General features: G+C 54.3%; 12 protein-coding genes. 4 read left to right on the top strand and 8 right to left on the bottom strand.

Annotated elements, in window-relative coordinates; translation table 11 throughout:
• Positions 1 to 67: 67 nt before the first annotated feature.
• Both GT003_RS22950 and GT003_RS22945 read right to left on the bottom strand, forming a co-directional pair.
• Positions 68 to 1531, bottom strand: a complete 1464-nt coding sequence (locus GT003_RS22950; protein ID WP_161702253.1) for an ATP-binding protein — start codon at positions 1529 to 1531, stop codon at positions 68 to 70.
• Positions 1521 to 2216, bottom strand: a complete 696-nt coding sequence (locus tag GT003_RS22945) for a response regulator transcription factor (protein ID WP_161702250.1) — start codon at positions 2214 to 2216, stop codon at positions 1521 to 1523. The genes GT003_RS22950 and GT003_RS22945 overlap by 11 nt, the downstream gene beginning before the upstream one ends.
• On the opposite strand from GT003_RS22945, the gene GT003_RS22940 reads away from it, so the two are divergent.
• A complete protein-coding gene (locus GT003_RS22940; protein ID WP_239566059.1) occupies positions 2215 to 2733 on the top strand; it encodes a carbohydrate ABC transporter permease in 519 nt (172 codons plus the stop codon). The genes GT003_RS22945 and GT003_RS22940 overlap by 2 nt on opposite strands.
• Positions 2734 to 3323: 590 nt before the next feature.
• Here GT003_RS22940 and GT003_RS22935 read toward each other — a convergent pair.
• Genes GT003_RS22935 through GT003_RS22925 form a run of 3 tightly spaced genes read right to left on the bottom strand, consistent with a single transcriptional unit; the run spans position 3324 to position 6923 of the window.
• Entirely contained in the window at positions 3324 to 4463 is a 1140-nt protein-coding gene (locus tag GT003_RS22935; protein WP_161702246.1) for a toxic anion resistance protein, read from the bottom strand.
• A 21-nt stretch (positions 4464 to 4484) separates the two neighbouring features.
• The gene (locus GT003_RS22930) at positions 4485 to 6173 is read right to left on the bottom strand and encodes a vWA domain-containing protein (RefSeq protein ID WP_161702244.1); all 1689 of its coding nucleotides are present in this window, start codon (positions 6171 to 6173) and stop codon (positions 4485 to 4487) included.
• Between the two features lie 12 nt (positions 6174 to 6185).
• Positions 6186 to 6923, bottom strand: a complete 738-nt coding sequence (locus GT003_RS22925; protein WP_161702241.1) for a hypothetical protein — start codon at positions 6921 to 6923, stop codon at positions 6186 to 6188.
• A gap of 340 nt (positions 6924 to 7263) precedes the next feature.
• Between GT003_RS22925 and GT003_RS22920 the strand changes: the two genes are divergently transcribed.
• Positions 7264 to 8853 (top strand): phytoene desaturase family protein, encoded by a 1590-nt coding sequence (locus tag GT003_RS22920; protein WP_161702239.1) that lies wholly within the window; start codon positions 7264 to 7266, stop codon positions 8851 to 8853.
• 69 nt (positions 8854 to 8922) lie between these two features.
• Here the strand turns inward: GT003_RS22920 and GT003_RS22915 are convergent, their stop codons facing one another.
• Together GT003_RS22915 and GT003_RS22910 are read right to left on the bottom strand one after the other, a co-directional pair.
• The gene (locus tag GT003_RS22915) at positions 8923 to 9837 is read right to left on the bottom strand and encodes an oxidoreductase (protein ID WP_161702237.1); all 915 of its coding nucleotides are present in this window, start codon (positions 9835 to 9837) and stop codon (positions 8923 to 8925) included.
• Positions 9838 to 9974: 137 nt separating this feature from the next.
• Positions 9975 to 11102 carry a family 43 glycosylhydrolase gene (locus GT003_RS22910; protein ID WP_239566060.1) on the bottom strand — a complete coding sequence of 376 codons (1128 nt, stop codon included), beginning with the start codon at positions 11100 to 11102 and terminating at the stop codon, positions 9975 to 9977.
• Positions 11103 to 11391: 289 nt separating this feature from the next.
• On the opposite strand from GT003_RS22910, the gene GT003_RS22905 reads away from it, so the two are divergent.
• Complete coding sequence (locus GT003_RS22905) at positions 11392 to 12366, top strand: tRNA dihydrouridine synthase (protein WP_161702235.1); 975 nt, start codon at positions 11392 to 11394, stop codon at positions 12364 to 12366.
• A gap of 146 nt (positions 12367 to 12512) precedes the next feature.
• Here the strand turns inward: GT003_RS22905 and GT003_RS22900 are convergent, their stop codons facing one another.
• Positions 12513 to 13361 carry an alpha/beta fold hydrolase gene (locus tag GT003_RS22900; protein ID WP_161702233.1) on the bottom strand — a complete coding sequence of 283 codons (849 nt, stop codon included), beginning with the start codon at positions 13359 to 13361 and terminating at the stop codon, positions 12513 to 12515.
• A gap of 192 nt (positions 13362 to 13553) precedes the next feature.
• Here GT003_RS22900 and GT003_RS22895 point away from each other — a divergent pair, with 192 nt between their 5' ends.
• Positions 13554 to 14426 (top strand): SPFH domain-containing protein, encoded by an 873-nt coding sequence (locus GT003_RS22895; protein WP_161702231.1) that lies wholly within the window; start codon positions 13554 to 13556, stop codon positions 14424 to 14426.
• The last annotated feature ends 3 nt before the right edge of the window (positions 14427 to 14429 follow it).

Here is a 14429-nt window from a genome sequence, read left to right as displayed (position 1 = left end):
CTGATGCTTACAATAACAACCGAATATTTCGAATAAACGAAGCGTTGTTTCCGAGTTGTAAACAATCTTATCGAGATTGAATCGGGAACGTGATTCGGAACGTCGTGCCGTCGCCATCCGACTTCACGATGGAGATGCTGCCGCCCTGCGTCTCGGCATAGCGCTTCGCCAGCGACAGCCCTAGTCCGGCACCGCCATGCTCCCTGGATCGATTCCTGTCCACCGTGTAGAACGCTTCGAAGATTTGATCTCCGAGCCCGCCCGGAATGCCGATTCCCGTGTCGGCTATTTCGATGACCATCTCATCGGCACCGGCAACGTTGCTTACGCGGATGCTGCCGTTCGTTTTGTTGTATTTGATCGCATTGTCAAGCAGGTTCGCGAGCACGATATTCATGTAATCCTTATCGGCCTCCATATAGGCTTCATGCAGATCCGTTTCCAGCGCGAGGCCGAACTTATCCATTTTCCCCTTCAAGCCGCCCAGCACCGACTCGATCGTCGCCCGTACCTCGATCCTTTCCTTGTTATATTCAAAGTCGTATTTCTCCATCGCGGACAATTGCAGCACCTTCTCCACCATATCGTAGAGCCGCTGCGTCTCTGCGGCGATATGCGTTTGGGCGGTGGCCGGCAGTTCCTCGTCATCCGGATACATCTCGAGCAGATCGAGGTAGGCTTTAATCGAAGTCAGCGGCGTCTTGAACTCATGCGTGACATTGCCGATAAACGCCTTCTGCTGCCGATCCAGATCCGACAGCTTGCGTACCGCAAGCGCCAGCTTCTCCCGTTCATCGTCCTTGTCGCGCATCGTGGTCATGAGGCGCTCGCTCATGGCGGCGATACCCGAGCCGAGTTCCCCGATCTCGTCCCTCCGCTTCATGACCGGAACCGAGAACCGTCCCTCGCGGATACGGCCTACCGTGTCGTTCAGCCGAATGATACTGCGAGCGAACGAGCTAAAGAACAAATAACCCAAGAGGAAGCAAAGCACGAACACGCCCGCTCCGATATAGAGGAACAATCGCTTAATCTCTTTATAAAAGGCTTGGTGGTCATGGAGGGAGTAATAGAACTGGATCACGCCGATCTGCTGGCCGCCCGTACCCGTACGCAGGGGGGTTAAATAATACATGCCCTCCCCTTCCACCGAATACGCGGTTTTGTTCGCCAGCGCATAAGGCAGCATTTGTTTAATGCTGCCGGATGGAGAAGACGAATCCCCCTTCCCTACGACGGCGCCGCTCCCATCGTACAGAACGACGGGCTGCCCGCTAATCTGCTCCAAGTTCTCGACGAACGACGCTCCCATGGTCTCCAGAAAGGTCTGGGGAACTTTATTGGATTGCTCCAGGATGGATTGTTCGAAATAGACGTTCGCCGTATCGGCTTGCTGCGCGAGGAACCTCTCCGCCTGCGCGCGTTGATTCCGCTCGATTCCTTGGAGCACCAGCAGGCTGAGCACGAATACCGTAAGCAGCAGTAGACCGGCGAGGAACAGGCTGAATTTCAGCTTGATGCTAATTCTCACCGTGTCCTCCGGACGCCCTGTAGCCGATGCCGTGGACAGTTTGGATGATGTCGCCGTAGCCGGGCCCTAACTTTTTGCGCAGGCGCTGCACATGGATGTCTACCGTACGCGTGCCTCCGTAATAATCCATCCCCCACACCAGGTCCAGCAGCTGCTCCCTTTCGTACACCCTGTCGGGATTGGCTGCCAGCAGCGCCAACAAGTCGAATTCCTTGGGCGTCAGCTCCAGCTTGCGTTCCCCCGCCATAACCGTTCTTCTAGCGACGTGCAGCTTCACGCCGCCTAATTGAAGCGCAATCGGCTCCTTCTTCTCCTGGGCGGCCTGTATCCGCCGGAGCAGGGATTTGAGCCTCGCAAGCAGCTCCCGCATATCGAAGGGCTTCGTCATATAGTCGTCGGCCCCAAGTTCCAGCCCCAGCACCTTATTCACGATGTCTTCCTTCGCCGTCAGCATGATGACGCCAATGCCGCCTTTGTCCTGCAGCTTCTTTAGCACGTCGTAGCCGTCCATACCGGGCAGCATGACATCGAGAATGATCGCGTCGGGCCGGGTCTCGCCCAACCGCTTCGCGGCGATATCCCCGCGGTCGACGACCTCCACCTCATAGCCTTCGCGCTTCAGGGCATAAGCGATTGCATCCGCGATCGCTTTCTCGTCTTCGATGACCATGACCTTTGCTTGCATGACAATACACCTGCCCCATGTCGTTATCGTGTGCTCTTATTATAAGGGTTTGCCTTGCTGGAACCAAAATCCGAAGCTGCTGCCTTCGTCGCTGCAGTGGGATAATTATTCAAAAGCCTGGGACATTGCGCCCTGGGGCCGTTATTTTCTGAATACGGTGCTGTATACCGTCTGCACGGTGCTCGGCGTGCTCGCGACCTCCTTCATGAGCGGTTACGCATTCGCCAAGCTGGATTTTAAAGGGCGCGATTCGCTCTTCATGGGTTACGTGGGCACGATGATGATTCCCGCGCAAGTCACGATCATTCCGGTCTTCGTGATTCTATCCAAGCTGCATTGGGTCGACACGTATGCCGGGTTGATCATACCCGGTCTGACGGGCGCGTTCGGCTGCTTCTTCATGCGGCAGTTCATCGCGACGATTCCCAGCGAAATCATCGAGTCCGGCTTGATCGACGGGGCGGGGCAGTGTTCCATGGCGGGGCGGAACCCTCTTGTTGGGAAAACCCGATTGTGATGCCTTCAACAATGCCGTACAATGGACGTACGTTTCTCGCACAATACATGGAAAGGAACTGATCTCCCTTTGCATCCGAACGCGCTTGTCATCACGCTCAGCCTGTAGCAGATCGATAGATCCTTGGCGTCTTCTGCAGGCTGAGCCTCTAACCAAGGGGACGTGATGATTTGAAACCGACTTGTAAAAATCGACATCAAGCTTTTGTTCGCCGCCAACGACAAGCAGCAATTGCCCGCAAGAAGAAAATCGCTCGTATACGCTGGTATGTACCTAATGAGCAGTACGGACGGTTATATAAAAACAAAGTCCATTGTTCTTGTCAAATGTGCAGCGAGAAGACGGTTCGAATCGGATTTCCGAAATCCGAACGAGCACGCTTGCAAAGCCAAGCGGAACAAATAAGAGAGCTCCAAAATGGGCAGCCATAATCTCTTCTTGCCTAGCCGGCTTATTCCTCATCATGTCTTCGGACACTCCGAACTGCCCGTTACTTCAACGATAAAGAGCAGCTGCCTCAGCAGCTGCTCTTTCCCGTCGAACAATCCGTTCCCCGTTGCCAGACATGCCTATGGAATCCGAACGCTTCTTTACAGCCCCAACGCGTTGCCCTTCTCGAGCCGCGAAATATGCTTCTCGCCATCGTCGGCCAATGCCCTGAACTGGTTGATGGTTTCCCTCATCTTCGGAAGTGCTTGCTGTTTATACGAGCTGATGGAATCGAACGCGGACAGGACGTCCGAGAACGCTTGTTTCAAGGTATCGACCGAGACCGTCGCTTCCATAGCCTGCTGATGAATGGCGACCCCTTGGTCCTTCAGCATCCGGGACGTGCCGGCGATCAGGTTCGTGGTGGTCTGGTTCAGCAGCTCGATCTTTTTGAGCACGACCCCTTGGTTGTACAAGGCGCTCGCCACCGTAACGGCGATCTTCAGGGCGGAGATCGTGACGGTCTTCGCTCGGTCGACGCCGCGGATGAGCTCCTTATTATTACGGATGACGACCTCGTAAGCCAAGATTCCTTGCTGATTGACGACCAGCATTTGCTGCAAATCCATGACGCGCTGGCGCATCGGGAACAGGATTTCTTCGGTTATGAACCGAACCTTCTCGGGGTCTTCGCCGCGATTCTTGGCTGCTTCGATCTGGGCTTCGATGGATTCGTCCATGAGCATTCCGAGCTGAATTTCCTTCTTGAGCGTCTTGGTCAGCTTTCGGATCTCGTGCTGCTCGAGCTCCAGCGTCGTGTTGTCGTTCCTGAGCGTGGCGCCGCCTTTATCCAACGACACGACGATATCGGCTATGACGTCGTCGGCCTTCTCGAACTTGATGAAGTACGACCGCAGCGGATGGAACAGCTTTCCGAGAAATCCCTTCTTGGCAAAATCGATCATGCTCGGATCCAGATCCTTCAGCTGCGCGTGCAGATCGGCCAGTCCCTTCGCGACCGTGCCGCCTTCATCGCCCGATTTCGCCAGATTGCCGACCGAGACCTGCAGCAGGGTGTTTTTATCGGACGATCGTTTCATGGTGTTCAGACCGTAAACGTCGATCGATTGAAGAATCTCCTTGCGTTGGTCCAGGGACTCGACATCCAGTGCCATGATCATCGCGACGTTCGAATCCGCTTCCTGCTTCAGCTTGGCTTCTTCCTCCGGTAACGGCCGTATCGTAGGCTCGATCTCCGCCGTCAGCTCTTCCGGACTGGATACATTCATCGAAAATGCCATTGCAATTCCCCCTCGGAATGGTTACATTTGCACATTGAACAGATTGCCGATCTTGTACACGACATCGTCCGTATCCGCGTTGATGCTGGCCGCTTCGTTAATGCTGGAGATGTTCTGGAGCGCTTGAATATTGGCATTGTAGCCGATCGTGTAGATCGGAATCTTATATGTCTCGATGAGTCCCTTGATGTCTTCCAGCGAGTAGCCCTGATTCGTCTCGCCGTCGCTGAGGACGAAGATAATGGGCTTGGTGTTCGGGTCGATCGCCAATTGATCTTCGAGCAGCTTGAGCGCCACGACGATTCCGTTGAAGGTGGCCGTTCCGCCGCCGGACTGCAGGCTGTTCACCGCTCCGACGAACATGGACTGCTGATTCGTATCGTACTTCGCGATCGGCAGCTTGATGGTGACGCCGTCCGAGTAGGAGACGAGGCCGATGCTGTTGTCCCTGCCCAGGTACTTCTGCCCTTTCAAGAGCGACTCCTTCAAGCGGTTGATCGGCTCCCCGTCCATGCTCCCGGAGACGTCGGTGACGAAGACCGCGGTGATCGGCTTGCTGCCGTTCTTCTTCTCTTTCCATACTTTCTGCGCGGACGTCAGCAGGTCGCCATCCACCGGGGCAATCTCCGACTTGTAGGTTTCCAGGCCGTTGAAGCCTTTCTCCTCCGCCGTCTTCCTATACTTCTCTTGCGTCACGAACTCGGCGAATTTCTTGAGGATATCCAGCTTCGCCTGCGGCAGATCGCCCAAGGCGTAGAGCGGACTATCGTGTCTGAACCCGAACGGCGTAAAGACGTACCCGCTCTTCAAATCCGCCGCATTGACGTACGTCTGGTATTCCAGAACGAAACCGTCCAGGGCGCCGGACTTGGCCGCATCGCGCATCTGAATGGTCGTGGAGGCGATGAAAGGCACGTTGGACTGGAACGTTTCGAATTCCTGCACGGCCTTGTCGCTCAGCATATTGCCGCTATCGAAGGTATGAAGCGCCGTTACGAGAAAATTCAAGCCCGTGGAGCTCGCGAAGGGATCGGTATACCCCATGGAGAGCTCGTTGTTGGCGATGGCTTCCGTGACGGTCTTGACATTGACGGAGCCGTACTTGTCGATCATGGCGTCGTACTTTGCTTTGGCGATGACGATTCCGGGGACGTTGCCGACCAAGCGTTTGGTCACGAGCTGCGTCTTCACGCCGCTTGCCTGAACCATCTCGCCCCATAATTCATTCGAAGGGGTGAACGCATCGGGGACGTATTTACCGGATTTGATATAGTCCGTGGCCGTGCCCGAGGCGATATTGCGAATCTTGACCGACGCGGGGTTGCCGTCCACGATCACGTTCGCTTTGTTAAATTCGGTCGCCGCGTCCGTCAGCCAACCGTCGACGCCCGTTCCCGATTTTTCCGTGGACGAGAAAATCTCGACGAAATTGTCGTTGGTGTTGTTCACCGTGACGGGAAACTTGCCGATGTCGGGCAAGGACGCGGCGACGTCGACGGGGTCCAGGTCGATTTGGCCCTTCACGGGCGTCTCGTTGGCCGGGGAAATAGCCTTGAACAGTTTGTTCAACCGTTCGCCGGCATTCTCGGCCGTCACCTCCGCTTTCGATTTGCCCAGATTGGAGGTCAAAGTTACTCCGGCATAAACAAGACCGAAGACGACCGCCAGCAGAACGACGGAGATCAGAATGAATTTACTCTTTCTTTGCATCCAGGCCACCTCTTAATTCTTGTAGTATGGGGTTTGCTTGATCAACGCGTCGATTTCCTGCATGCAAGGCATGCCGTCGATGTCGCCCGGCTCCAAGCTGTCCAAGCGGGAGATCTCCAGCAGAAGCTGGTCCAGCTTCAACAGAATTTCCTCGTTCGTGGCGAGCGATTGCTTGGTGAAGGAAAGGTATTCGCCGTACAGGCTTTTGCGGGCTTGCAGCAGCTCCTGCGATAAGGTCGACGGCTTCCGTCCCGAGACGCTCTCGAATTCCGACTCGTCGAACGTGCGCAGCCGGTTGAGGATGCTTCTGACATTCAGGTAGAAGAGCTTCTCCACCTCTTGAATAACGGCAGCGAACTTCTTATAGCTCAATTCCGCGGGATCGAACCGCTGCTTCAGAATGTCCAGCAGCGTGTTTTTCTTCTTCCGCATGCGTTCCAGTTGATGCAAGGCCAGACTCATATCGTCTTCTAATACCTTAATACGCCTGAATAGGGATAATGCCTCAACATAATCTTCATGCGTCTTGATCTCCTTGACCGGCAGAGCCGCAGGGCTCTTGAACAGGAGGGCATAACACCCGTAGGTCAGGGCGATGCCGCTGGCGGCGAGGATGGTCGCGCCGATTGCCGAGGAGAGCGCGCTGCCGCCAAGCTCGATTCCGATGAATCCGGGGGAGAACACGACGGTATTCAACGCTGCGACGCCGAGGATCAAACCAAGCAGCTTTATGGTTCTGGTTACGCTCAATCGAACACTCCCCTGCCGAAAGAATCTTCTAGTCTCACTATCATTGTACAACAATGTTAAATCCTGGGGCACACATTTATGGATAACTCTTTATTTCTTGATCTTGGCGGTTGTCCGCGAAATGCTCTCCTATTCGAAAGACCAGTCGGGTTAGTTCAACATCACGATCTCCTATTCTATCTGCCTAAACTTCCAAACCGTTACTTGAGCTAAACAACATGTTTCAATTTGCGGTTTAAATCCCTGGCATTTTATGAAATGGTCGACAGCAAGCGCCATTCCTCGCCGCTTCATTATATTAAACTAAATATGTTTTATAGCCGCGGGGGAGGTAGTGTTATTGAACACGTACGACGTAATTATGATTGGCAGCGGGCACAACGCGCTGATCGCGGCCGCTTATTTGACGCGAGCCGGGAGAAGCGTTCTTATGCTGGAGAAGAATGACCGCCCCGGCGGATTCCTGCGAACGGAAGAACTGACGCTGCCCGGATTCAAGCATGACGTCTACGCGGCAGCCCACCCGCTGTTCGTGACAGGCCCTGCTTATGCGGACTTTAGGGAAGCGCTCGAAGCCCGCGGGCTGCGTTACGTGAATACGGATCTGCCGACCGGCGTTTCGATGGAGAACGGCGAGACAGCCGTTTTATCCCGCTCGGGCGAGGACTTCGCCGCCGAAGCTGAGCGTCTCGCCTCCGGAGACGGTGCCGTGTTGGGACGCATGTTCGAGGAATTTGCACCGTATGCGGGAAACGTATTCGAATTGTTCACCCAGGACTTATCGGATCCGAGAGCTTCCGCTATGATTCAGGATTTAATGTATGACCAACGAACCGGAGGCAAAAGCTACACGGCATTCGCCGCCTCCCTTTTTTCCACCGCTCGCAATGCGGTTAGAGATTTCCGGTCCCCAACCATGCGCGCGATGCTGGCTTCATGGGTCACTCACCTGGGCCGGACGCCGGACGAAGTCGGCAGCGGCATATGGGTGCCTCTTACGACGATGGCGCTAATGGGCGGCGGGATGCCTATTCCCGAGGGAGGCAGCGAAAAGCTTGCTCTGGCATTGGCTCAGTTAGTGCAGGACCAAGGCGGGTCGATCAAGACGGGTACAAGCGCTGCGCGGATTATCGTTAATAACGGCAAGGCTGTCGCCGTGCGTACGGCACAAGACGAGGAATACCGCGCAAAACACGCTATTGTCGCCTCCACCGGTCCGGACCAGTTGTATCTGTCGCTCCTAGCGGATGCGCCAGTCAGCTCCGACATTCGCAGCCAAGCAAAGCGCTACCGCTATGGAAGAGGATGCTTTCAGGTCCATCTGGCGTTGAAAGAAGCGCCGAAATGGCCCGATCCGAGGTTTGCCGGCGTCGGTCAGCCCCATCTGACCGACGGTCTCGACGGCTTCACCCTCGCCATTGCGCAAGGGATGGCAGATCTTCTCCCGGCTAAGCCGACGTTTACGGTCGATTGTTCTACCAATCTCGATCCGAGCCGAGCGCCAGCCGGCAAAGCGATCATGCGGCTCCAGGTTCTAGAGGTTCCCTGTCGTCCACGCGGTGATGCCGCTAATCGGATTGACGTCGGAGACGGTACGTGGACGAATGAGTTGACCGAACGATTCGCCGAACGCGTTATCGCCATCGCAAGCAAGCATATTCCAAACATTCCGGACGCTATTATCGGCAAGTCGGTCGTCACGCCAGACACGATTGCCCGCTTCAACCCGAATTCCGGCCCAGGCGATCCGTATGGCGGATCACACGACTTGATGCAAAGTTATTTGTTCCGTCCGCTTCCCTCACAACCAGGCCACCGGTCGGAAATCGCGAATCTTTACATGCTTGGCGCTGCCACATGGCCAGGTCACGGCATCAACGGGGGATCGGGCTACATCGTGGCGCAGCAGCTCCTGTCCCACGATCGGTAACTTGTCGCATAACGAAAAATGGAGCAGCTGCCGGCGGCAAGCTGCTCCATCATGCGTTCAATAACGCAATCAAAATGAATAACGATGCCCCGTCAATCGTTCGGAAACTTCCCATAAGCGTTTCGCGACCTTCGGATCGTAGATCTTGTCAATCGACGTATCGAACGTCGGATACCCTTTCTTGGCGCCTTTGCCATCGGGTCCGATATATTCGCCGCCATGGAGCGAAGGAACGGTAGTCGCGTACAGGCTCGGCAGCGCTCCCATCTCCGCGCTTTGGAACAATCGCTTCATGAGGAATAGGAGCAAGCCGGATTTATTTCCCGATCCGCGCGAGGTAATGTTCGTCGCCGCTATACCGGGATGGCAGGCGACGCTAATCGTTTCCGCACCGGCTTCCGCGAGTCGGCGCTGCAGCTCTTTGGCAAAAAGCACGTTCGCGAGTTTACTCTGCCGGTAAAAAGCAAAGCCCCGATAGCCTCTCGAACCGTCCAGGTTATCGAAATCGATTCGGCCGCTTCTCGCGGCCAAACTGCCGACGGTGACGATGCGTGACTTTGACGTTTGGAGCAATAGGGGGAGCAGCTGGCCCGTCAAAGCGTAGTGTCCCAAATGGTTCGTTCCGAATTGAAGCTCGAAGCCGTCCGCTGTCTTCCGATAGGGCGGCATCATCACGCCAGCGTTGTTGATCAAGACGGATAGGTTAGTAAATCGCTCCCTGTACGCTGCTGCAAATGAGCGAATGCTAGCCTGACTACCCAGATCCAGCTTCATGACCTTGACATTCGCGTTCGTATGCCGCCGTTTGATTTGATCCGCCGCAGCATTTCCTTTCTGGATATCGCGAACGGCAAGGATCACTTCCGCTCCCTTTCCCGCGAGTACCATTGCCGTGCTTAGTCCAAGTCCGCTGCTCGAGCCGGTGATGACGATCGTTTTTCCGGATTGATCGGGAATCATTGCTTCATCCCAGTGCTTCGCCATGCGATCGGCTCCTTTTTATTCGAACAATTGCCCTGCCCCATGCTTCGTACAACGCTCGTGCCCGTTACTTCGGGTTTCCCGTTCCGTATGCCTTTGTGAATCAATTCCCGCAAGGTTTCGAACGAACTTCGCTAAACTCACTTCTTCCAAATCGGCCCGCTGCGCTTCGTCTTGCTCGGAATTCCATCTTTGATCGTCGGCCAGCCATCTACCCATTTGATTGGATCGATCATCAGCGGCCGACGGGTCGCTTCGTTCGGCAGCAGCGGGTTGGATGCATCGATGGCGTGATAGACGATCCAATCCGTGCCCGCGTCGTCTTGGATGATGGCGTTGTGCCCGGGACCGACGAATCGCTTCTCTTTTTGCCCATTTGCATTCCCATTCCCATTCCCATTTCCATCTCCTTCTCCATCCTCCTTGGAAGCGCCCTCTCCGCGCAAGATCACCGTGCCGGGGCCATCCATGATATCTCTGCCTTCGGCATTGAGATAAGGCCCCTTCAACGATTCCGAACGTCCTGCGCTAACCAAGTATATGCTGTCCTTGCCGGCGCAGCAGGAGCCCATCGAACCGAAGAAATAGTAGTAAGACCCGCGCTTAATAAGGTACGGACCCTCGAAGTCCTTGCCCGCGATCTGAAATTTCTCGCCCACGACGGACAACCCGTCCGCGCTGAGCTGAATGCCATAGATGCCGTTGAAGCTGCCCCAGAACAGATAAGGCGTGCCGTCCTCGTCGACGAACATCATCGGATCGATGGAGTTTCTCACCCCGCTGTCGAAGCTGTCGAGCAGCTTGCCTTTGTCTTCGAATGGACCCGCAGGGCTATCCGAGACGGCGATCCCGATGCCCGGATTCGCATCGCCCCATTCGGAGATCGAATAATAGAGATAATACTGATCGTTGAACCGGTGGATATCGAGCGCCCAGATGCCGCCGTCCTTCTTCCAAGCGGGACGCGTCGCGAACGCATCTCCGACATAATCCCAATGCACGAGATCCGCCGACTTCACGATCGGTCCGAGCTTGACCTTCTCCCCAGGTTTCCATTCGTCTTCCGTCCCGTAAGCATAGAAGTAACCGTCCTCTGCCCGAATGACGGAAGGATCCGCCAGGACAGGTTCGAATACGGGATTGACGTAAGCATTCTTGTATTGGTGAAGAACATGCCGCGAAATGAAATTCCACTGGCTCGTCATGCCGACAAGCAGCAGGAGCACGATCGCGATTAGAGCGATGATTCTGTAGCGAGAAATCGTCAAAGGGGTTCACATATCCTTTTCCTGTGGTTTAGGCACGCGTAATCCGCCTATTTTCTATTATAGAACGTCGATCGTATGCCTAATAGGTTGAAAAATACAGGTAGGCAGTGCCTTTGTTATCGGAAATACAGGTTTTCGGTTTTACGTTTCCACTATTTTATATGCCTGATTTTAAACGTTCCCTCCGTTGACTCTGTGAAAGAAACGAAAAAAAATGATATTATGTATGATGGGCAAACGACTTTTCGAATTGCCTCATCATTTTAAAGCTGCGCCAGAAGGAGATTATATGAGCAACGACAATTTTTGGCTCGATTTACCGAAGCCTTTTTTTATATTAGCGCCAATGGAAGACGTCACGGACGTTGTGTTTCGTCACGTCGTTAGTACGGCCGCAAAACCCGACGTGTTTTTCACGGAATTTACAAGTACGGATAGTTATTGCAACCCTGCAGGAATAGAAAGTACTCGCGGTCGATTAACGTTCACGGAAGACGAGCAGCCGATCGTCGCCCATCTTTGGGGCAATAAGCCGGCATTATTTGCGCAAATGAGCATGGATATGAAAAAGCTTGGTTTTCGCGGTATCGATATCAACATGGGATGTCCCGTACAAAACGTCGCCTCCAATGGAAAGGGCGCTGGTTTAATACGGCACCCCGAAGTCGCGGCGGAAATTATTCAAGCAGCCAGGACAGGCGGATTACCCGTTAGCGTTAAAACAAGATTGGGTTACTCGGAGGTCAAGGAGTGGCGCGGTTGGTTAACGCATATCTTGAAGCAAAATATTGCAAATCTATCGATTCATCTTCGCACAAAGATGGAAATGAGCAAAGTAGATGCGCACTGGGAACTCATCCCCGAAATAAAAAAATTACGGGATGAAATAGCTCCGAACACGTTATTAACGATTAACGGAGATATTCCCGACCGTGCAACAGGATTAAAGTTAGTGGAACGATACGGCGTTGATGGCGTCATGATCGGCCGCGGTATCTTCACCAATCCGTTTGCTTTTGAAAAAGAACCCCAAGAACATAGCGCGAAGGATTTTCTCCGTTTGCTTCTATTGCAGTTGGATCTGCACGATCAATATTCAACCGAAATCCCGCAACGTTCTTTTAAACCGCTTCTTCGCTTTTTTAAAATCTATGTGCGGGGATTTAGAGGCGCAAACGAACTGAGGATCCAATTAATGGATACCAAATCAACGGATGAAGTTCGTCGTTTAGTGCATGCTGTTTTAGAACAAGAATTGGATTGAGGCATCCGTCTCAGGAATCTGAATATTTCAATTTCTCGCGCCGAATCGAATACGAATCCAGTTGAAGAGACCTCTCAAAAGTTCAATGAACTCTTGAGAGGTCTCTCCTGTTTGTACCGCTGGCTGACCCATTTTAGGCATTAGAGTTAGGCACGGAAGAATCGTCGCAGCTCCTCCGCTACGATCGCTGGCTTCCCGCCGTCGTCGGGTCCGGAATGATCCAATCCTGCAAACTCCATGGATCGAGCGCCGGGCATGATGGCCGCCAGTTTCCCGATAATGACTTTGAAGTAGTCCGGACTCTTGCTGCCGCCCATGATCAGCGATTTCGCACTGACATTTTCGAAGGTCTGAAACGTTTCCGCCGTTTCTCGTATGAGGAAATCGTCATCTTGAAACGTAGGGATAAGCTCATGCAGAGGCACGTCGCCCTCGGGCTCCTTGCCGTATCGCGTGGCCAGCTTCAAGAACGGCAGCATGATGAACCGCGGCATGAGATTTAGAAGCGGAGATATGCCGAGCCCTTTAATAATCGTGATGAATGCCGAGACGATCTTCCCCTCCGCGATTTCCCGCTCATAGCGAGGCATGAACTTGTTTAACACGGGAGTGATCGAGAGCGGGGGTTCGTAGAGTGCGATCTTGCGAATGGAAGGCAGGTGGAGGGCCGAATGCAAGGTGATCAACGCTCCCGAGCTCAGCCCGAACACGTCTTGAGCACCGGTCTTATCCAAGAGGGCGCCCAGATCTTCACATTCCCTTCGAATGCTGTAGTTCTCGCCAAGCGGCCCGCTTAAACCTCGTCCGCGGCGGTCGGGTACATACACCGTATATTCATCCGACATCGCCGTGGCAAGCAGCATCAAGCTCTGCGAAGCTTGCAGGCCGCCATGCATGAGAACAAGACTCGGACCGCGGCCAAGCTGCCGATAGCCAATCTTAGTCCCATCCGTAGATACGATATATCCGGTGGCGTATGCTTTCTCGATGTTCATTTTAAGACACCTCTTTTCAGATTCGTATCGATTTATGATCTATCCATACGAATAAGGTACCTTAGATTTTTGAATGGATGATGAACAAGGCACGATCAAATAAAAAACGGGCAAAGATCCCCTCCTCGATTGCCATCAACTCCCAAAAGTGATATCATACTCATATTAAAACCATATCGAGGTGGATGGAACATGAAAGAGAATCGCGCATGGCATATGAATGGATTCCTCGCCTTGCTCGTAGGCCTGGTCTCACTGGCGGGCGGTATCGGCTTGCTCATTATCGGGGGCAATCGGGAGGAGCCCTCCGGCCTGCTGATCGCCCTGGGCATCCTGCTTATTCTGCTGTTCTTCGTGGCCATCTCGTCGCTGACGATCGTTCAGCCGAACCAGGCGAAGGTCATTACGTTCTTCGGCCGCTACATCGGCACGGTCTCCGCCGCCGGCCTTTGGATGGTGCTTCCCTTTACCTCCAAGAAGCGGGTATCGCTGAAGGTACGCAATTTCAACAGCAAGACGCTGAAGGTCAACGATCTGGAGGGCAATCCGATCGAGATCGGAGCGGTCGTCGTCTTCAAGGTGACGGATTCGGCGAAGGCGGTGTTCGACGTCGACAATTACGAGCGGTTCGTGGAGATCACGAGCGAGACGTCGATACGCCATACCGCGGCGAGATACGCCTACGACACGTTTACCGACGAGCCGGGCTTGTCCCTCAGAGGGAACGCCGACGAGGTTGCCGCCGAGCTGTCGGCCGAGCTGCAGAAACGGCTGCTGGTCGCCGGGGTGGAAGTGGTCGAGACGCGTCTGACCCATCTCGCTTACGCGCCCGAGATCGCCAGCGCCATGCTGCAGCGCCAGCAGGCGATCGCCATTATCGCCGCGCGGGCGAAGATCGTCGAGGGCGCCGTCTTCATGGTCGACGCCGCGCTGCAGCAGCTGATCAAGAACGGGATCGAACTGGATTCGGAGCGGCGCGCCGCCATGATCAACAATCTGATGGTCGCGATCGTATCCGACCGGGCTGCAACCCCGGTCATCAATACGGGCACGCTGTACGGCTAAGCT

The sequence above is a fragment of the Paenibacillus sacheonensis genome, from assembly GCF_009909195.1.
In the GTDB taxonomy this organism is placed as follows: Bacteria; Bacillota; Bacilli; order Paenibacillales; family Paenibacillaceae; genus Paenibacillus_Z; species Paenibacillus_Z sacheonensis.
The sequence above is the reverse complement of the archived record's forward strand: the minus strand, read 5'-3'. Positions and strand labels throughout refer to the sequence as shown.

Coding starts and splice junctions, on each gene's coding strand:
- GT003_RS22940 (WP_239566059.1), top strand. CDS start 2,215: ATGACAATACACCTGCCCCATGTCGTTATCGTGTGCTCTTATTATAAG.
- GT003_RS22945 (WP_161702250.1), bottom strand. CDS start 2,216: ATGCAAGCAAAGGTCATGGTCATCGAAGACGAGAAAGCGATCGCGGAT.
- GT003_RS22935 (WP_161702246.1), bottom strand. CDS start 4,463: ATGGCATTTTCGATGAATGTATCCAGTCCGGAAGAGCTGACGGCGGAG.
- GT003_RS22930 (WP_161702244.1), bottom strand. CDS start 6,173: ATGCAAAGAAAGAGTAAATTCATTCTGATCTCCGTCGTTCTGCTGGCG.
- GT003_RS22915 (WP_161702237.1), bottom strand. CDS start 9,837: ATGGCGAAGCACTGGGATGAAGCAATGATTCCCGATCAATCCGGAAAA.
- GT003_RS22905 (WP_161702235.1), top strand. CDS start 11,392: ATGAGCAACGACAATTTTTGGCTCGATTTACCGAAGCCTTTTTTTATA.
- GT003_RS22900 (WP_161702233.1), bottom strand. CDS start 13,361: ATGAACATCGAGAAAGCATACGCCACCGGATATATCGTATCTACGGAT.
- GT003_RS22895 (WP_161702231.1), top strand. CDS start 13,554: ATGAAAGAGAATCGCGCATGGCATATGAATGGATTCCTCGCCTTGCTC.